Here is an 18,571-nt window from a genome sequence, read left to right on the forward strand (position 1 = left end):
ACGGCTAGCCCGCGGCCCCGGAGAACGCCGCGACACGGCCACCCCGCAGCCACCAGCCACCCCGCGACACGGCCGTCCAGCAGCAACGGCCGGCCCGCCGCGGCACGGCCAGCCCGCGGCCACCGCCACCCCCGCGACACGGCTAGCCCGCGGCCCCGGAGAACGCCGCGACACGGCCACCCCGCAGCCACCAGCCACCCCGCGACACGGCCGTCCAGCAGCAACGGCCCGCCCCCACACGGCCAGCCCGCGGCCACCGCCGCCCCCGCGAGCGACCTGCCTACGCCTCCGGGTCGAACTCGAACTCGACGCCGGCGATCTCGACGTCGTCGCCGGGCTCGAAGCCCTCGGTCTGGAGGGCCTCGATCACGCCCATCTTCCGCAGCCGCGACTCGAGGTACTCGAGCGCTTCCTCGTTGTCGATGTCGTGGCGGGCGATCAGGCGGGCGATCCCGGGGCCGACGATCCGGAAGCTGGTCTTGCCGGTCCGCTCGACCTTCCACTCGCTCTCGACCCGCGGCGCGTAGGTCTTGTGCTCGGCGAGCGGCTCGCCGTCGAGGGCGATCGCTGCGTCGGCGAGCGGGCGCAGCGGCACCGTCCGCAGCAGCAGCGCGCGCAGCTCGTCGATCCCCTGGCCGGTCGCGCTGGAGATCACGACCACCGGGACCTGCGGGGCGACGGGCTCCTCCCACTCCTCGAGCTCGGCGTCCGGCCGGCGGGGCGGGTCCTCCAGCGCGTCGAGCCGGGCGCGCCAGCCGGCCGCCGCCTCGGCCGCGGCCTCGGGCGTGACGAGGTCGGCCTTGCTGAGCACCAGGATCCGCGGCAGACCGGCCAGCCGTTCGTCGTAGGCGGCGATCTCGGCCTCGATCGTGGCGTGATTCTCGAGCGGGTCGCTGCCGTCGAGCGGGGCGAGGTCGAGGACGTGGACGAGCAGCCGGCAGCGCTCGACGTGGGCCAGGAACTCGTGGCCGAGGCCCTTGCCCTCGCTGGCGCCCTCGATCAGCCCCGGGATGTCGGCGAGGATCAGCTGGCGCTGCTCGCCGTCGATCGTGCCGAGCACCGGCGAGAGGGTCGTGAACGGGTAGTTGGCGACCTTCGGACGGGCGCTGGTGATCCGGGCCAGCAGCGACGACTTGCCGGCGTTCGGCACCCCGATCAGGCCGACGTCGGCCAGCAGCTTGAGGCGCAGGTCGATCCAGCCCTCGTCGCCGTCGAGGCCGTTCTCGGCGAACCGCGGCGCCTGACGGGTCGGCGAGGTGAAGCGGGCGTTGCCGCGACCACCGGAGCCGCCCTTGGCGACGACGAGCCGCTGACCGGGCACGAGCAGGTCATGGACGGTCCCGTCGATCCCCGTCACCTGGGTGCCCGGGGGGACGGGGACGATCAGGTCCTCGCCGTCGTGGCCCTTCTTCAGCGCGCCCTCGCCGTGGCGACCACGGGGAGCCTTGTAGTGGGCACGGCGGGAGAACTGCTGGAGGTCACGGTAGGAGTCGTCGCAGACGAGCTCGACGAGGGCGCCACGGCCACCGTCGCCGCCGTCGGGTCCGCCCTTGGCGACCATGGCCTCCCGGCGGAAGGACATGCATCCATTGCCCCCGTGACCGCCCTGGACGAAGATGTGGGCGTGATCGGAAAGCACCCCGGGATGGTGGCAGGTGCGGCCCGGACGGGCTCCCTGCCCGTGCTCGCGGTGCCCACGCGGTCGGCTGCGAGACTCGCACCATGACCGACCGCAAGACGCTGCTGATCACCGGTGCCTCCTCCGGCATCGGCTCGGCGACCGCCCGTGCCGCCGTCGACGCCGGCTGGCAGGTCGTGCTCGCCGCCCGCTCGCGCGACAAGCTCGACGCGCTGGTGGCCGACCTCGGCCCCGAGCACGCGCTCGCCGTCACCTGCGACGTGACGGAGTTCGAGGACCTGGAGGCCGCCGTCGCGGCCGCCCGCGAGCGCTTCGGCGGCCTCGACGCCGTCTTCGCCAACGCCGGCTTCGGGGCCTCCCGCGGCTTCCGCAACGAGTCCCCGGAGCACTGGCGGGACATGGTCCTGACCAACGTGCTCGGCGCCGCGCTGACGATCCGCGCCACGATCGACCCGATCAGCGAGGCCCGCGGCCACTTCGTGATCACCGGCTCCGTCGCCGGTCGCCGCCCGCTCCCGGGCAGCCTCTACTCGTCGACCAAGTTCGCGGTCGGCGCGATGGCCGAGTCGCTGCGCCAGGAGCTCAACGGCACCGGCGCGCGGGTCACGCTGGTCGAGCCCGGGATGGTCGACACCCCGTTCTTCGACACCCCGCCGACGCTCGAGGCGCTGCGCCCCGAGGACATCGCCCGCGCCGTGCTCTGGGCGCTCGGCCAGCCGCCCCACGTCGACGTCAACGACATCCTGATCCGCCCGACCGCCCAGGAGGGGTAGGCCTCCCGGCCGCCCCCACGGTGACGCCCCGGTGCGCCGGCCGCAGCCGCGACGCGGGGTCGCGCCCGCGGCGGCCGGCCCGGGACCCTCGTGCGACTAGGAGGCGCGCATCGCCTTGCTGGTGATGAAGCTGAGGACCGCCGCACCGCCGGCGACGACGGCCCCGCCGATCCCGTTGCTCGGCAGCGAGCGGGCGACGGCCACCGTCGCCGCGAGGTCGGTGACGTCGGCGAACCCGGCGGTCCGCGCCCAGCGGTAGCCGCGATCGGGGTCGCCAGCGGTGTGGATCTGGGCCATCCCGATCAGCGCATCGCGGATCCCGAGCCCGCGGAGCGCGACCGACGCGGCCGGGGTCGTGGCGTCCTCCCCCAGCCAGCGCCCGCCGATCCGGGCCGGAAGCACGATCAGGGCGAGCCCGAAGGCGATCCGGGAGGCCCCGATCGCACGGGAGATGTTGGCGGGCGTGAGGCGAGACATGCTCCGAGCCTATCCGCTGCGGCTACCGGCGGTAGGACCAGCGCCGCGCGGCCCCCGGAACGACGAACGGCCCGCGTCTGCGGGCCGTTCGGCAACTGCGACCGACCGTCGCGCGGGGCGACGACCGGGTTTCAGATGATGGTGGCTCAGTCAGCCGCGACCGGGACGGCCTCGACGACCGGCTCGACCGTGACGACGCGACCGCGCCAACCGCGGTTGAAGGTGACGATGCCCTCGGCCTTGGCGAAGAGCGTGTCGTCCTTGCCGATGCCGACGCCCTTGCCGGGCTTGAAGCGGGTGCCACGCTGACGGACGATGATCTCGCCGCCGGTGACGACCTGGCCGCCGAAGACCTTCACGCCCAAACGCTGAGCGTTCGAGTCGCGACCGTTGCGAGAGGAGCCGAGGCCCTTCTTATGCGCCATGAGTTCTGGTGCTCCTTCGAGTCGACCGCTAGGCCGAGATCGAGTCGATCCGGATGCGGGTGAGCGGCTGACGGTGACCGGTGGTCCGCTTGTAGCCGCGCTTCGGCTTGAACTTGAAGATGCGGATCTTCGGGCCCTTGGTGTGCTCGACGATCGTGGCGCCCACCTTCGCGGACTTCAGCGCGGCAGCGCCGATCGCGACGGAGTCACCACGAACGAGCACGGGCTCCAGCGTGACGGAGGCGCCAGCATCGGCATCGAGCTTCTCGACCAGGAGTTCCTGGCCCTGCTCAACGCGGTACTGCTTGCCACCGGTCTTGACGATTGCGTACATACGGCTCACTCGGACGAGTTGGTATCTGCGGTCTCACCGGCGGGTGATCCTTCCGGGGACGCAGCAGAACGGCGCGCACCACCCGTGCGACGCCGGACCGGGGAGGATACGTCATCCGCGGCCTCGCTGTCGCTTCGCTGGCGGGCGGTGCCCCGTCCGCGGCGTGCGCGGGTGCGGGTGCGGCGCTTCGGAGCGGCCTCCTCGTCGGCCTCCGGAGCGTCCCCTTCGGCGTCGCCGTCGGCGGTCGAATCGGGCTCGGAGACGGTGCTCGGCGCCGCGTCGGCGGTCGGCTCGGCAGCAGCCTCGTCGGGCGTGGCCGACTTGCGGGTCCGGCGACGGCGGGCGGGCTTCGGCTTGGCGGCCGGCTCCTCGGCGACGGGCTCCTCGGCGGGGGCCTCGTCCTCGATCGGCTCGGCGACGGCCACCGGGGCCTCCTCGGCGTCCGGGAGCGCCTCCGCGTCGTCCTTCGGGGCCGCCTTCGCCCGCGAGCGACGACGGGGCGGCTTCGCGGCGCGCTCGGCCTCCGGCTTGGCGGCCGGTTCGGGCGCGGGCGGCTCGGGCTGGACGCCGACCAGCGTGGCGCCGGCCGAGGTCCGGCCGGCACGCTCGATCCGGACGAGCTTCTTCTCGCCCACGAAGCGACCGCCGCCGGTCACGGTGACGATGTAGCCGCCGACCTTGGCGACCGCGTCGTCCACGTTGTACATGTGCGGCTCGACGATCTGCACGAGCACCTCCTCCCCCTCGTGGAAGGGGATCGCCCGCTCGCGGACCTCGTCGATCGAGCCCTCCATCACGATCTCGAACTCGTCGAGCGGCAGCCGCTCGGAGCCCTCGAAGACGAAGTAGCGGCCGGTCGCGGCCTCGAGCTGGTGGAGCACGCGGGCGCTCTGGCCCGTGAACTCGACGACCACGCCGGGGTGCATCCGGACGAGGAAGGCCTTCGAGGCCGCGGGCGCCCGCGCCGCGATCTCGCGCAGCTTGCGCTCGAACTCGATCGCCAGCGTCTCCTCGCTCTTGATCACGCCGTCGCCGTCACAGGTGGGACAGGCGCGGGTGATGACCTCGCGTGCGCCCTCGGTGACGTTCTGCCGCGTCATCTCGACCAGGCCGAGCTTGGAGATCTCGGCGGTGAAGGTCTTGGTCCGGTCCTCGGCGAGCTTGGCCCGCAGCGTCTTGAGGACCTCGCGCTGGTTGCGCGTCCGGGCCATGTCGATGAAGTCGATGACGATGATGCCGCCGATGTCCCGCAGGCGCAGCTCGTTGACGACCGCCTCGGCCGCCTCGAGGTTGGTGCGGGTGATCGTGTCCTCCAGCCGGGCCTGGCGGCCCTTGCCGGTGAAGCTGCCGGAGTTGACGTCGATGACGGTCAACGCCTCGCCGTAGTCGAGCATCAGGTAGCCGCCGGAGGGCAGGTCGACGCGGCGGCCGAGCAGCCCGTCGATGACCTCCTCGACGCCGTGGGCGTCGAACAGCGGCGTCGACTCCTCCCACAGCTCGACCTTGTCGACCAGCTCGGGAGCGGTGCGCGTGAAGAACGACTGCAGCCGCTGGACCTGGGCCGGATCGTCGACGATCGCCCGCTCGAACTCCGAGCTGAAGATGTCGCGGACGACGCGGACCGAGAGGTCGGCCTCCTGGAAGACCATGCAGGGGCCCTTGAGCTCCTTGGCCCGCTGCTCGAGGACCTCGTGGAGCTTGAAGAGGTAGGGCAGCTCGCGCTCGAAGTCGGCGCGGACGGCACCGCGCGCGGCGGTCCGCACGATCGCGCCACCGCCCTGCAGCTCGAGGTCCTTGACCTCCTTGCGGAGGCGGTTGCGCTCGGCGTCCTCGACCTTCTTCGAGACCCCGACGCCCTCGCCCTTCGGCGCGTACACGAGGTAGCGCCCGGCGATCGTCAGGTCCATCGTGACCCGCGCGCCCTTGGTCTTGAGCGGGTCCTTGGTGACCTGCACCACCAGCTCGTCGCCGGGCTTGATCAGGTCGCTGATCCGCGGCGAGCCACCCTCGCCGCCGTGCCCGCGCCGCGCGACCTTGACGCCCGGAAGGCGGATCTCGTCGACGTGGAGGAAGGCGTTCTTCTCGAGCCCGATGTCGACGAACGCGGCCTCGAGGCCGGGCAGCACGTTGTCGACGCGGCCCTTGTAGACGTTGCCGACGATCGAGCGGTTCGAGCGGCGCTCGAAGTAGAGCTCGGCGACGCGGTAGCCGTCGCCGCCGGTCTCCTTCTTGGCCCCGCCGCGGCCGCGGCCGCGGCGCCGACGGCCGCCGGTGCTGGCGGTCTCCGTCGTGCTGCTGGCGCTGTTGTCGTTGGTGCCGTTTCCGGCGGGAGCCTCGGTGGACTCCAGGAGCGCGACGCGGGTCTCCCCGCGGTCCACGCTCACGAGGACCTGTTTTTTCACGAGTACCTCAATCGGTTCTGTCCACGGTCGGACCGCGTCGTACTGCCGCCCTGCCCTGCGCGTAGATCGCCTGCAACAGGCCGATCGCGAGGTAGGTGGAGAGTACGGATGATCCGCCGTAGCTCACAAGAGGGAGTGGGATGCCGGTGATCGGCATGATGCCGACGTTCATCCCCGCGTTGACCAAGATCTCGAACAGCAGCATCGACAGGATGCCAGCGGCAAGCACCGCTCCGTAGAAATCTCTCGCGGTCGAGAGGATGCGCAACCCGCGCCACATGATCAGTGCGTAGAGGGAGAGGATCACGGCCACTCCCACGAAGCCGTACCGCTCCCCCGCCGAGGCGAAGATGAAGTCGGTCTGCTTCTCCGGCAAGTACCCCAGCGTCTGCTGGGTCGCCTCGTCACCGCGTCCGGTCTTCTGTCCGGAGCCGATCGCGGTCTTGGCGTTGTTCAACTGGTAGCCCGGGCCACGGGTGTCGGCGCCCGGGTTCAGGAAGGCCGTCAGACGGTCGACCTGGTAGGGCTGGAGGACGTTCACGCCGACGGCGGGCAACAGCCCGAGCACGCTGACGATCCCGACCGTGAGCACCGCGCCGATCACGGCCAGGTGCCGGCCCGGGGTGCCGCCGATCAGCAGCACGCCGATCGCGACGGCGCCGTAGACCATGCCCGAGCCGAGGTCCGAGCTCACGACCATCACCGCCGGCAGGCCCATGAAGGCCAGCAGCTGGAGGGTCGTTCGCCACTCCGCGATCGCCCGTGATCGCTCGACCAGGATCGCCGCGCCGGTGACCGCGAGGATCACCTTGCCCAGCTCCGACGCCTGGAAGCTGAAGAAGCCGAGCTGGATCGAGAGCGTCGAGCCGTTGACCTCGCTGCCGAGCAGCGCGACCGCGATGATCGACGCCAGCATGAAGCCGTAGAGCGGCCAGCGGAACTCCTGCAGCCGGGCATAGTCGAACCGCGAGACGACCGCGGCGACGACGATCCCGACCACGCCGTAGACGATCTGGCGTGACGCGAAGCTGGAGCCGACGGTCGCGCCGTCGATCGCGACCACCGAGCAGACGGTCAGCCCGATCGCGGCGAGCGCCAGGACCGGGTCGAACGGCAGCCGCGCGTCGAGCACCTCGGTCAGCCCGCGGCGCCGTCGCCGCGGCCGCCGCACGCCGACCGGCGCGGCTGAGCGCTCGCTGGCCATCACTCCACGCCCGTCGTGCTCTTCGCCGACGCGCAGCGGGCCTGGGCGGCCGGCTGGTCGTACCACTTGCGGAGCATCCGGCAGACGACCGGCGCGGCGGTGGTGGTGCCGAAGCCGCCGGCCTCGACCGTGGCGACGACGACGATCGGCTTCTGCGGGTCGCGAACCAGGGCGGCGAACCACGCCTGGTCGGTGCAGGTCGAGTCGTTGCAGCGCTGGGCGGTGCCGGTCTTGCCGTAGACCGGGAAGCTCGTCTGGTCCCAGCCGGCGAAGACCCCGGCCGCGGTCCCCTCGGTGGTCGCGGTGACGGCGTGGAGCCCGTCGAGGATCTTCTTCTTCCAGCCGGCGTCGGTCTTGACGACCCGCGCCGGCTTGCTCTCGAAGGTCGAGCTCAGCTCGCCGGTCAGCGACTCGACCTGCTGGGCCAGGTGCGGCGTCGGGAAGCGCAGCTCGTCGGTCACGATCCCGGGCTTGTCGTAGAGCCCGGAGTAGGCGGTCGCCACCTGCAGCGGGGTCGCGAGGAAGTCGCCCTGGCCGACCGAGAGGTTGACGTTGTCGCCGAGCAGGAAGTGACCGCCGAGGTCGTAGACCAGGCCGCAGCTCTCCACGCCCCGCTTCTTCCGGCAGGCCAGCTCGTCGTCGTCGCGCTGGGCCCGCCAGGCGCTGTCGGGCACGATCCCGGAGGCCTCGCCGGACAGGTCGATCCCGGTCGGCTTGCCGTAGCCGAACAGCCGCGCCCAGGTCTGGAGCGGCTTGTCCGGCTTCTTGTAGAGGCCGGCCCCGATGTCGTAGTAGTAGACGTCGGACGAGACCTGCAGCGAGCGGACGAGGTCCGCCCCGCCGAGGTCGGCCTTGCCGGCGTTGCAGAACTCCTGGTTGGCGGTCCCGAACTTCCGGCACGCGCCGCCAGCGGTCGGCTGGTCGGGCGTGATCAGCCCGGACGAGAGCCCGGCAAGGGCGGTCACGGGCTTGAAGGTCGAGCCGGTCGGGTACTGGCCGGCGATCGCCCGGTTGACCATCGGCGAGCCGTTGCGCTTGCCCAGCAGCCGGTTGTAGCGCTTGTAGCTGATGCTGCCGTTGAGGGTGTTCAGGTCGACCGACGGATACGAGCCCATCGCCAGCACCTCGCCGTTGCGTGGGTCCAGCGCGACGTAGGCGCCGGCGGCGCGGTAGCCGGTCTTGTCGTCGATCGAGGTCCCGATCTCGGTCTCCATCGCGAACTGGCCGGTCTGCTCCAGCCCCTTGTCGAGGGTCAGCCGCAGCTGCTGCCCCTGCTTGGCCTTGACCTCCTCGACGGCGCCGGTCGGCCGGTTCTGGGCGTTGACCTCGACCCGCTGTTGGCCGTCCTTGCCGCGCAGGTAGCTGTCGTAGGCGCGCTCGAGCCCGTCCTGACCGATCACCTGGCCCTGCTGGAGCCCCTGGTAGCGGGCCTCGCGCAGCTGGCCTTTGCTGATCTCGTTCACGGTGCCGAAGATCTGCGAGGCGAGGTTGCCGCCCGGGTACTCGCGGACGTACTCGCGGGTGACGGCGATCCCGGGGAACCGCGCCCGCTGCTCGAGCAGGTAGTTGCGGGTGCCGGCGCTGACGTTCTTGCTCTTCAGCGGCACGCCCGCCCACGGCAGCTTGACCGTGCTCAGGACGACCCGGTCGTAGAGCGTCTCGGGCGAGATCTTGACGACCGGCGAGATCGTCTCGAGCTGGCGGCGGAGCAGCGGCGAGGCGTCCTTCTCGAAGCTCAGCGCGCTCGGCTTCGTCCCCGCCAGGCGGGTTCGGGCCTCGCGGTTGGCGGCCTTGCGGCGTTGAACCATCGCGCGCGTCGTCGCTCGTCGCTCGGCGGTCGTCGCGTTCTTCGCCCGCTTCTCGCGACGGGCCTTCTGCCGCGCGGTCTCGTTCGCCCGGCGAGCGGTGACCTCGCGCTGCTGCTCGGCGACCAGCTGGTCGGAGAGCCGCACGACGCTCACGTCGTACTCGCCCTGCTTCTGGCCCCACTCGGCGATCCGGTCGCGGTCGACCGCCGGCACGGCATCGGCCTGGAGCGTGACGACGGTGGTGACCTTGTTCTCGACCAGCGTGTTGCGGTTGCGGTCGACGATCGTCCCGCGCGACGCGGCGACGCGAACGACCCGCGAGCGGTTCTCCGACGCCTGCTTGAGGTACTGGTCGCCCTGGAGCACCTGGAGGAACCAGAGCCGCAGGAAGAGGATCGCGAAGACCCCGACGGCGATCAGACCGAACGCCGCCACGCGGAGCGCGAGCTGCGGGGTCGGTGTCCTGCGGTCACGAGGGCTCATCGAATGCGTACGTCGATGTCAGACGACGGTGTCCGCCGCCCGTAGGTGCGGCGACGGCGCCGGCGGCGTGCTTCCTCGGGAAGCATCGGCAACAGCCAGCGCTTCGTCCGATTATGCACGGGTACGGCCACGATGGCGTTGATCAAGGTCGTACCGACGATCACCCAGACCATGTTCACATTGACCCGCATGCCCTGCGTCAGTAGGAGCTCGACGAGTCCGTAGAGCACCATCACCGCCGCGGTGCCGAACAGCCCGACGACCAGCGGGACGACGTTCGAGTCCGGGTCGCGGAGCTGGCCGAGCCGGCCCACGGCGTAGCCGGAGAGGACGTAGACGAGCGACGTGAGCCCCGAGGTCTGACCGGACATCAGGTCCAGCAGCAGCCCGATCCCGAAGCCGAAGGCGGCGCCCACGATCGGGCCGCCGAGCAGCGAGACCATCAGCAGCGTCAGCAACGCCAGGTCGAGCTGCATCCCGAGGAACGTGACCCGCGAGAAGATCGCCAGCTGGAGCAGGACCGCCAGCAACCCGAGCAGGCCCAGGCGCAGGACCGGCTTCGGCCCGAGCGCCGCGTGGTCGGGCAGTCGCAGACCGCGCCGCGGCCGAGGGCGCGCGCGGCTGACGGACCGCCGCCGGCTCACGGCTTGAGGTTCCGGTTCACGGTCCGGGTCAGGACCTGGACCGACTCCAGCGTGCGCAGGTCGACCAACGGCCGCACGTGCGCCACCTGCTGATCGGTCGCCGCCTGGTCGACGCGGTCGACGTAGCCGATCGGCAGACCGGGAGGCGCGTTCGACGGCAGCTCCGGGGTGTCGGGCGCGGTCCCCGAGGTCGTGACCAGCTTGCCGACGAGGCCGCGGCGGCGCGACGGGATGTACTGGAGCTCGAGGTCGGTCGACGTCCCCGCCCCCGCGCCCTGGAGCGTCAGGATCGGATCCTTGTTGTCGAGCCGCGCACCGACGGCCAGGCCCTGGGTCGGCAGCAGCGAGACGGTCGCGCTGTTGGCACGGACGGCGCTGACGAAGCCGACCAGCCCGGCGCCTTCGCCGTCGGCCCCGACGACCGCCTGGTCGACGGCGATCCCGTCGTTGCTCCCGCGGTCGATGCCGATCGTGCTGGCCCACGCGGTCGGCGACTGGACGACCACGTTCGCCGGAACCGGGTCGTTGCGCTTGAGGTTCAGCTCGTCGACCAGCTTCTGCAGCTGGTCGACCTTCGGGAACCGGCGGAGCGCCGTGCCCAGCCGCGCGTTCTCGGTCCGCAGCTTGGCGTTCTCGGCGCGCAGGTCCTGGTTCTCGCCCTTGGCGTGGACCGTGTCGCCGAACCAGTTGACGAGGTCGCGAATCGGCTTGGCGATCTTCGAGGCGCCCTCGTTGAGCGCCCCCAGCGGGCCGCCGGCGGCCCCGCCACCGGACGCCCCGAAGCCCGCCGTGACCAGGACCAGGGCGACGACCACGAGGACGGCCAGCACGATGTGGCGGCGACGGCGGGCGGACGGGTCGGTCACAGCGAGGCGCGGAGGAGACGGAAGACGTGGAGCACGGGACGGCGGCGCGGGACAGCGGCGCGGAGACTGGGGACTAGTACCGGCGGCGACGGTTGTTGCGGGAGTGGCCGCGGTTCATCCGGTGGATGACCTCGAACTCCTCGAGCGAGCGACCGGAGCCGACCGCCACACACGTCAACGGAGACTCTGCCAGGTGAGCAGGCATCTGTGTCTCCTCGCGGAGCCGCTCGTCGAGCCCGCGGAGCAATGATCCCCCACCGGCGAGCATGATGCCGCGGTCCATGATGTCGGACGAGAGCTCGGGCGGCGTGCGGTCGAGCGTCTCCTTGACCGCCTCGATGATCGTCGAGAGCGGCTCCTCGAGCGCGGTCCGGACCTCTTCGCTGGTGATCACGACGGTCTTCGGCAGGCCGGAGACCATGTCGCGACCGCGGATCTCGGTCTGGACCTCCTCGACCATCGGGTACGCGGACCCGACCTCGAGCTTGACGTCCTCGGCCATCTGGGTGCCGATCAGCAGCTTGTACTCGCGCTTGGCGTAGGCGACGATCGCCTCGTCGAACTCGTCGCCGCCGACGCGGACCGACTGCGAGACGACGATCCCGCCGAGCGAGATCACCGCGACCTCGCTGGTGCCGCCGCCGATGTCGACGACCATCGAGCCGGTCGGCTCGGCGACCGGCAGGCCGGCCCCGATCGCGGCCGCCATCGGCTCCTCGATCAGGTACGCCTGGCGGGCGCCGGCGGAGATCGACGCCTCCTCGACGGCGCGCTTCTCGACGCCGGTCACGCCGGACGGGACGCAGACGACGACCCGCGGATGGGCGAAGCGGTTCTGGTGCGCCTTCTGGATGAAGTGGCGGAGCATCTCCTCCGTCACGTCGAAGTCGGCGATCACGCCGTCCTTGAGCGGGCGGATCGCCTGGATCGTGCCCGGCGTCCGGCCGAGCATCCGCTTGGCCTCGATCCCGACGGCGTGGACCTCGCCCGAACGCGAGTCGATCGCCACCACCGACGGCTCCGACAGGACGATTCCGCGTCCCCGGACGTAGACGAGGGTATTCGCGGTCCCGAGGTCCACCGCCATGTCGCGGCTGCCGATCCCGGTCAGGTAGCTGAAGATGCTCATCGAGGCGTGGAGTCCTTGATCTACGGCACGGGTCGCGGGACGGACCGGCAAGGACGCCTGGTCACACTGCCCCGCCGCCGTGGATCGAGGCCGGAGTGTAGCGGAGGTCCCCCGCCGGCCCACCCAGTGAATCCCGCCGTGCAGACCGGGGATCGGCCCACCGGACGGGCTCCGGAGCAGCCGTGCGAGTGGCAGGGCGCCAGGGCAGGGGTTGGGCGCCGACGGCGGTGCAGTCAGCGGAGCAGCGCCGGCAGCCGCCGGGCGATCAGGCCGACCGGCAGGCCGACCACGGTCCACCAGTCGCCCTCGATCCCGTCGACCAGCAACGTGCCCCGCAACTGGATCGCGTAGGCCCCGGCCCGTTCCTGCCACTCGTCGGTCGCGACGTACCAGGCGATCTCCTCGTCGGAGAGCGTCCGGAAGCGGACCAGGGTGGTGTCGGCCTCGGCGAGCAGGATCTCGTGCCCGCCACCACCCCTGCGCCCGCTTCCACCCCCACCGGCCTCGCCCCCGGCCCGCACGACGGCGACCGAGGAGGCGACGCGGTGGGCCGTTCCCGACCAGCGCCGCAGCATCGCCGCGGCCTCGTCGGCGTCGGCCGGCTTGCCGATCGCCTCGAGCGACCGGTCGTCGGCACCGCTCGCGGTCGGCGCGGACGGATCGTCCGCCCCGGGCGCCGTCTCGGCCGCGATCACCGTGTCGGCGCCGAGCACGATCGTGCCCGCAGGCTCGTCGGCGGCGACGGCCAGCGCCTTGCGGCGCGCGTTCTCGATCGCGACGGCGATCGGGTCACCCTCGGTCCCCTCGTCGATGCCGGCCACGCGCACGCGGAACGGCACCCCGAGGGTCTCGAGGATCGCTCGCCGCTGGGGCGAGCGCGAGGCGAGGACCAGTTCCCCGCCTCGCGTCATCGGACTACGACAGCTCCGGGAAGAAGCGCTTGATCTCGATCTCGGCGTTCTCGTCCGAGTCGGAGCCGTGCACGACGTTCTCGCCGGCCTCGATCGCGAGGTCGCCGCGGATCGAGCCGGAAGCGGCCTCGACCGGGTTGGTGGCGCCGATCACCTGACGGCCGACCTCGACCGCCGACGGACCCTCGAGGATCGCCGCGACGACCGGGCTCTGGATCATGAACGAGACGAGCTCGCCGAAGAACGGCTTGTCGCTCAGGTGCGCGTAGTGCTCCTCGACGACCGCGGTCTCCAGCGGCACGAGCTTGAGGGCGGCGATCTTCAGGCCCTTGCGCTCGAAGCGGCCGAGCACCTCGCCGGTGAGCTGGCGCTGGACGCCGTCGGGCTTGACGAGAATCAGGGTGCGGGACATGGGGAAGCTGAGGTCTCCTGCGCGGCGGGGCCGCGATCGGGTCGAAGAACGGACGCCGACAGTCAAGCAGCCGCGCCCCGGACGCGACGTTGCGGTCCCGTCACCGCGGACGGATGATCCGCCCGCCGCCCGCACCGCGGACGGCGCGGCGACCCGCTCCGGCCCGCCCCGCTAGCTGCGCTCGGCGGCTGGCTCGTCCTGCTCCTCGGAACGGGAGCGACGGGCCCGGCGGCGCGGGGTCCGGCCCGGGATCTCGGTCTCGCAGTAGGGGCAGATCCGCCACTCGGGATCGAGCGGACGGTTGCAGCCGGTGCACTGGTCGCGGAGCTTCTTCAGGCACGACGGGCAGCGCAGGAAGTCCTTCTGGACCTGGTACTCGCAGTGCGGGCAGAGCAGCACGCCGGACTGCAGCAGCCGCGCCTCGGCGGCCTGCATCTCCAGCTCGCGCTCGCGCACGTCGTCGAGGTACTCCGGCGGCCGCACGACCATGTAGATGATCGTGCCGGCGAAGGGCAGGATCAGCGCGGCGATCGTCGCGGTCCCGATCAGGACCGGATCGGTGATCCGGCGGCGCGCGTCGGCCCACGTGTAGTAGACGAGCGCCAACCAGATCAGGATGACGAAGAGCACCAGCAGCTTGACGACGGTGTCGAGCGTGCTGTTGTTGATGCCAAATACGGCGAGGAGATCGGGCATGGGGCTCACAGGAACGGTAGTTCGCCGACCGACCCCATGATTCCTTGCTGACTCGTGCCGGCGGGTCTAGAGGAAGACACGACCGAGCCCGTAGCCGATGGCGAAGAACACGAGGATGACCAGCGCGACAGCCACCGCGACGCCGATGACCAGGCGTAGGACGGAGACGGAATCGTCATGACGGGGACGGTGCGGAGGGAGAGGGGAACCGGGCATCGGAGTTTCAGAAGGACGCCCCGGGTGGGGCATCCGGACCTCGCCGGAGATCGGCGATGAGGTGCAGCGATCCGGTGGCGAGCACCGTACCGACTGATCCGGCCAGTGTACGGGCAAGACGGATCCCATCGTGTGCGCCCGTCGCGACGTGGACGTCGCGACCCGGGAGCACGGTCCGGACGCTCTCCGCCAGGAGCTCGGCCGGAACCGCCCGCGGATTGCGCGGGGCGACCGCGACCACGGCGTCGCACCAACGGTCGAGCGCGGCCAGCATCGCAGCCGGATCCTTGTCGTCGAGGACCCCGACCACGACCACCAGCGGGCGGGTCGGCGGGGCGCCGTCGAGGGCGTCGGCGAGCGCCTCGACGCCCGCCTCGTTGTGGGCTCCGTCGTAGATCACGACCGGCCCGTCCGGGTGCGCGGGATCGGGCTCGACCGTCTCGAAGCGGCCGGGGACGATCACGTGCGCGGCGACCTCGCGCTCGGCGACCGGGTCGCGGGGCGCGTCGGGGCCGAGGTAGGCGGCGACGGCGGCGATCGCCGTGGCCAGGTTGTGGCGCTGGTAGCGGGCCGCGCCGGGCGCGGGAACGTCGTCGGCAAGCGTGTCCGGGGCATCGACCACGACCGCCCCGCGCTCGCGGGCAATCCCGACGGCGACCTCGCGGGCGGCCGTCGGCAGCCCGTGGGCGAGCACCAGCGTTCCGCCGGGGCGCAGCACCTCGGCCTTCTCCGCCGCGATCGCGGCGACCGTGTCCCCCAGCCAGCGGGTGTGCTCGAGCGAGACGCTGGTCAGGACCGCGACCGGCGGGCGGGCCGGCGGCGGCGCGTCGGCGGCGGGCACCGGCAGGACGTTGGTCGCGTCCCAGCGACCGCCGAGACCGGCCTCGATCACCGCGCAACGGACGCCGGCGTCGGCGAGCGCGACGAAGGCCGCCGCAGTCACCGCCTCGAACTGGGTCACCGGACCGTCGAGCGGCGATCCGTCCGGCCCCCCGGCGTCGCCCTCGAGCGCGTCGGTCGCGCGTCGCACCTGCTCGACCGCCGCGGCGAACCGCGCCGGGCTCGACGGAGCACCGCCGATCAGGACCCGTTCGCGAAAGCTGACGAGGTGCGGCGAGACGTAGGCCCCGGCCGCGATCCCGCGCTGCTCCAGCAGGGCCGCGGCCATCGTCACCGTCGACGTCTTGCCGTTGCTGCCGACGACGTGGATCGCGTCGAACGCGCGCTGCGGATCGCCGAGCCGCGCGAGCAGCGCGGTCATCCGGCCGAGTCCCGGCCGGATCCCGAACAGCTCGCGCTCGAGCAGCCAGGCCTCGGCGGCGGCGAGCGCCGCCCGGCCCACCGCGTCGTCCTCCTCGGTCACAGGGCGCGGAGCTCTTCGCGCAGCCCCTCGACCTTCGCCCGCTCGGCGGCGATGATCTCGGCCGGAGCGCGCGACGCGAACTTCTCGTTGGCCAGGCGGGCCTCGGTCTGCTTGATCTGGCCCTCGACCTCGGCCCGGCGCTTGGCGACCCGTGCCCGCTCGGCCTCGGGGTCGACGTGCTCGCTGGCGAGGATCGCGATCTGGCCGCCGGGGATCGCCACCGCGACGGTGTCCCCCTCCTGCTCGGTCAGCTCGAGCCGCGCCAGCCGCGCCAGCAGGGTCCGGGCCTCGTCGTCGTAGCCGTCGGCCTCGAAGCGGGCCGGCAGGATCGGGCCGGGCGGGACGTTGGCACCGTTGCGCCACGAGCGGACGGCGGTGATCACGTCGATCACGCGGCCGAGCTCGGCCTCCGCGACCGGGTCGAGCAGACGGTCGTCGGCCTCGGGCAGCCGCGAGACGGCGAGCAGGGTGGGCGGGCCGTCATGCCCCGGAATCCGCGGCCAGGCGTCCTCGGTCACGAACGGGATCACGGGATGCGCGATCTGGAGCGTCCGCCGCAGCGCCCAGCCGAGCACGCGAGCGAGGTCGGGATCGGTCGCGGCGTCGCGGCCCTTGACCAGCTCGAGGTACCAGTCGCAGAGCTCGCCGTAGACGAAGTCGTAGAGCCCGAGCGCGGCCTTGGCGAAGTCGTACTCGTCGATCCGGGCCGCGGTCTCGCGGGCGATCTGCTCGGTCCGCGAGACGATCCAGCGGTCCTCCAGCCGGGTCGGCAGGGCGCCGCCGTCGAGGTCGCTGGCGACCGTCAGGCCCTCCAGCCGGCCGGCGGCGAAGCGCACGGCGTTGGAGAGCTTGGTGACCAGCTGGCGGCCCTGGGCGATCTTCTCCTCCGAGAAGCGGACGTCCTGGGTCGACGACATCGCCAGCAGACCGAAGCGGACCGCGTCGGCGCCGTAGGCCGGGAACTCACCCGCGTCCTGGCCCTTCTTCTTGGCGAAGACCGCCGGGCGGGGGCCGCCGTCGATCAGGTGCAGCGGATCGATCCCGGTGCCCAGCGACTTGCTCATCCGGCGGCCGTCGGGGGCCTGGATCACGGAGTGGCAGTAGACGTCCCGGAACGGGACGTCGTCGGCGAACCGCAGCCCCATCATCACCATCCGGGCGACCCACAGGAAGAGGATGTCGCGGGCGGTCGAGAGCACCGAGGTCGGGTAGAAGGCCCGCAGCTCGGGCGTCTGCTCGGGCCAGCCGAGCGTGGCGAACGGCCACAGCGCCGAGCTGAACCAGGTGTCGAGGACGTCCGGGTCGCGCTCCCAGTCGTCGCCGGTCGGCGGCTCGATCCCGCAGTAGGTCTCCTGCCCGCTGCCGTCGGTCGCTTCGCGGTACCAGACCGGGATCTGGTGGCCCCACCAGAGCTGACGGCTGAGGACCCACGGGCGGATCTCCGACAGCCACTGGAGGTAGCGCCGCTGCTGGCTCTCGGGGTGGATCCGGACGCGGCCCTGCTCGACGACGTCGATCGCCGGCTGGGCCAGCTCGCCCATCTTCATGAACCACTGGAGCGAGATCAACGGCTCGATCCGCTCACCGGAGCGCTGGCTGAAGGGGACGGTGTGGACGTAGGGCTCCTGGCCGCGCAGGGCGCCGGAGGCCCCCAGCGCGGCGACGATCGCCTCGCGCGCCTCGGCGGTCTTCATCCCCTCGAAGTCGGGGGCGTAGCCACCGGTGATCCGGCCGTCCTCGCCGATCACGTTGAGCTGCTCGAGCCCGTGGCGGTTGCCGATCTCGAAGTCGTTCGGGTCGTGCGCCGGGGTGATCTTGAGGCAGCCGGTGCCGAAGTCGGTCTTGACGTAGTCGTCGCCGATGATCGGCAGCTCGCGGCCGACCAGCGGCAGCAGCACCGTCTGGCCGATCAGGTGCGCGAAGCGCTCGTCCTGCGGGTTGACCGCGACCGCGACGTCGCCGAGCATCGTCTCGGGACGGACGGTCGCGACGATGACCTCGGTCACGCCCCCGACCGGGTCCTTCAGCGGGTACGCGACGTCGAAGAGCGTGTCGGTGCACTCCTTGTCCTCGACCTCGAGGTCGCTGATCGCCGAGCGCGAGCCCGGATCCCAGTTGACGAGGTAGGTGTCGCGGTAGATCAGGCCCTGCTCGAAGAGCGTGACGAAGACCTTCTGGACGGCCCGGACGTAGCCCTCGTCCATCGTGAACCGCTCGTGCTCGTAGTCGGCCGAGAGGCCGAGCCGGCGGAACTGGCCGATGATCGTGCCGCCGTACTGCTGGCGCCACTCCTGCGTGCGCTCGACGAACGCCTCGCGGCCGACCGCTTCCCGGGTCGTGCCCTCGGCGACCAGCGCCTGCTCGACCTTGGTCTGGGTCGCGATCCCGGCGTGATCGGTGCCGACCGTCCAGCGGACGTTCTTGCCGCGCATCCGGTTGAGCCGGACGAGCGCGTCCTGGATCGAGCCGTTGAGGGCGTGGCCCATGTGCAGGGCACCGGTCACGTTCGGCGGCGGAATCGCGATCGAGAAGTTCTCGGCGGCGCTGCCCTCGGGCGTGGCGGTGAAGACGCCGGCGCGCTCCCAGCGGTCGAAGACCCCGGGCTCGACCTCGGATGGCTCGTAGCGCGACGGTTCCGGCGAATCGGGCATCGGCCCCAGTCTAGGAGGCCGGAGCCGTCGACGGCCTGCTCGGCCACCGGCCGGATCGGGCGTCCGGCCCCGTCGCCGCCCGCACCGTCGGCCGAGCGGACCGCCGACCGCATCCGGTCGCCGACCTCGAACGTAGGT

At 71.9% G+C, this 18,571-nt stretch carries 16 protein-coding genes; 1 reads left to right on the forward strand and 15 read right to left on the reverse strand.

Annotated features, from left to right (window positions below):
- Positions 1-280 precede the first annotated feature (280 nt).
- Positions 281-1,639, reverse strand: coding sequence for a GTPase ObgE (obgE, locus tag ACVUH9_RS17605; protein ID WP_475759245.1), 1,359 nt, complete (start codon positions 1,637-1,639; stop codon positions 281-283).
- An 83-nt stretch (positions 1,640-1,722) separates the two neighbouring features.
- On the opposite strand from obgE, the gene ACVUH9_RS17610 reads away from it, so the two are divergent.
- Complete coding sequence (locus tag ACVUH9_RS17610) at positions 1,723-2,412, forward strand: SDR family oxidoreductase (protein ID WP_475759247.1); 690 nt, start codon at positions 1,723-1,725, stop codon at positions 2,410-2,412.
- 96 nt (positions 2,413-2,508) lie between these two features.
- On the opposite strand, the gene ACVUH9_RS17615 is transcribed toward ACVUH9_RS17610, so the two are convergent.
- The 14 genes from ACVUH9_RS17615 to ACVUH9_RS17680 all read right to left on the reverse strand — a co-directional run bounded on the left by ACVUH9_RS17615 (position 2,509) and on the right by ACVUH9_RS17680 (position 18,433).
- Positions 2,509-2,889: a hypothetical protein gene (locus ACVUH9_RS17615; protein ID WP_475759249.1), complete on the reverse strand. Its 381-nt coding sequence runs from the start codon at positions 2,887-2,889 to the stop codon at positions 2,509-2,511.
- A gap of 146 nt (positions 2,890-3,035) precedes the next feature.
- A complete protein-coding gene (rpmA, locus tag ACVUH9_RS17620) occupies positions 3,036-3,314 on the reverse strand; it encodes a 50S ribosomal protein L27 (protein WP_475759251.1) in 279 nt (92 codons plus the stop codon).
- Positions 3,315-3,342: 28 nt separating this feature from the next.
- A complete protein-coding gene (gene rplU / locus ACVUH9_RS17625; RefSeq protein ID WP_475759253.1) occupies positions 3,343-3,648 on the reverse strand; it encodes a 50S ribosomal protein L21 in 306 nt (101 codons plus the stop codon).
- A 5-nt stretch (positions 3,649-3,653) separates the two neighbouring features.
- Positions 3,654-6,032, reverse strand: coding sequence for an Rne/Rng family ribonuclease (locus ACVUH9_RS17630; RefSeq protein WP_475759255.1), 2,379 nt, complete (start codon positions 6,030-6,032; stop codon positions 3,654-3,656).
- A gap of 25 nt (positions 6,033-6,057) precedes the next feature.
- A complete protein-coding gene (locus ACVUH9_RS17635; protein ID WP_475759257.1) occupies positions 6,058-7,254 on the reverse strand; it encodes an FtsW/RodA/SpoVE family cell cycle protein in 1,197 nt (398 codons plus the stop codon).
- Entirely contained in the window at positions 7,254-9,545 is a 2,292-nt protein-coding gene (locus tag ACVUH9_RS17640) for a penicillin-binding transpeptidase domain-containing protein (protein ID WP_475759259.1), read from the reverse strand. The genes ACVUH9_RS17635 and ACVUH9_RS17640 overlap by 1 nt, the downstream gene beginning before the upstream one ends.
- The gene (gene mreD / locus ACVUH9_RS17645; protein ID WP_475759261.1) at positions 9,542-10,189 is read right to left on the reverse strand and encodes a rod shape-determining protein MreD; all 648 of its coding nucleotides are present in this window, start codon (positions 10,187-10,189) and stop codon (positions 9,542-9,544) included. Before mreD ends, ACVUH9_RS17640 begins: the two co-directional genes overlap by 4 nt.
- On the reverse strand, positions 10,186-11,055 hold the full coding sequence (gene mreC, locus ACVUH9_RS17650; protein WP_475759263.1) for a rod shape-determining protein MreC: 870 nt from the start codon (positions 11,053-11,055) through the stop codon (positions 10,186-10,188). Before mreC ends, mreD begins: the two co-directional genes overlap by 4 nt.
- 73 nt (positions 11,056-11,128) lie before the next feature.
- A complete protein-coding gene (locus tag ACVUH9_RS17655) occupies positions 11,129-12,184 on the reverse strand; it encodes a rod shape-determining protein (RefSeq protein WP_475759265.1) in 1,056 nt (351 codons plus the stop codon).
- A 233-nt stretch (positions 12,185-12,417) separates the two neighbouring features.
- Positions 12,418-13,095, reverse strand: a complete 678-nt coding sequence (locus ACVUH9_RS17660) for a Maf family protein (RefSeq protein ID WP_475759266.1) — start codon at positions 13,093-13,095, stop codon at positions 12,418-12,420.
- Positions 13,096-13,099: 4 nt separating this feature from the next.
- A complete protein-coding gene (gene ndk / locus ACVUH9_RS17665; protein ID WP_475759268.1) occupies positions 13,100-13,507 on the reverse strand; it encodes a nucleoside-diphosphate kinase in 408 nt (135 codons plus the stop codon).
- Positions 13,508-13,678: 171 nt separating this feature from the next.
- Positions 13,679-14,203: a zinc ribbon domain-containing protein gene (locus ACVUH9_RS17670; RefSeq protein ID WP_475759270.1), complete on the reverse strand. Its 525-nt coding sequence runs from the start codon at positions 14,201-14,203 to the stop codon at positions 13,679-13,681.
- Positions 14,204-14,426: 223 nt separating this feature from the next.
- Positions 14,427-15,782 (reverse strand): bifunctional folylpolyglutamate synthase/dihydrofolate synthase, encoded by a 1,356-nt coding sequence (locus ACVUH9_RS17675; protein WP_475759272.1) that lies wholly within the window; start codon positions 15,780-15,782, stop codon positions 14,427-14,429.
- On the reverse strand, positions 15,779-18,433 hold the full coding sequence (locus ACVUH9_RS17680) for a valine--tRNA ligase (protein ID WP_475759274.1): 2,655 nt from the start codon (positions 18,431-18,433) through the stop codon (positions 15,779-15,781). Before ACVUH9_RS17680 ends, ACVUH9_RS17675 begins: the two co-directional genes overlap by 4 nt.
- Positions 18,434-18,571 lie beyond the last annotated feature (138 nt).

It is taken from the genome of Patulibacter ginsengiterrae (assembly GCF_056269115.1).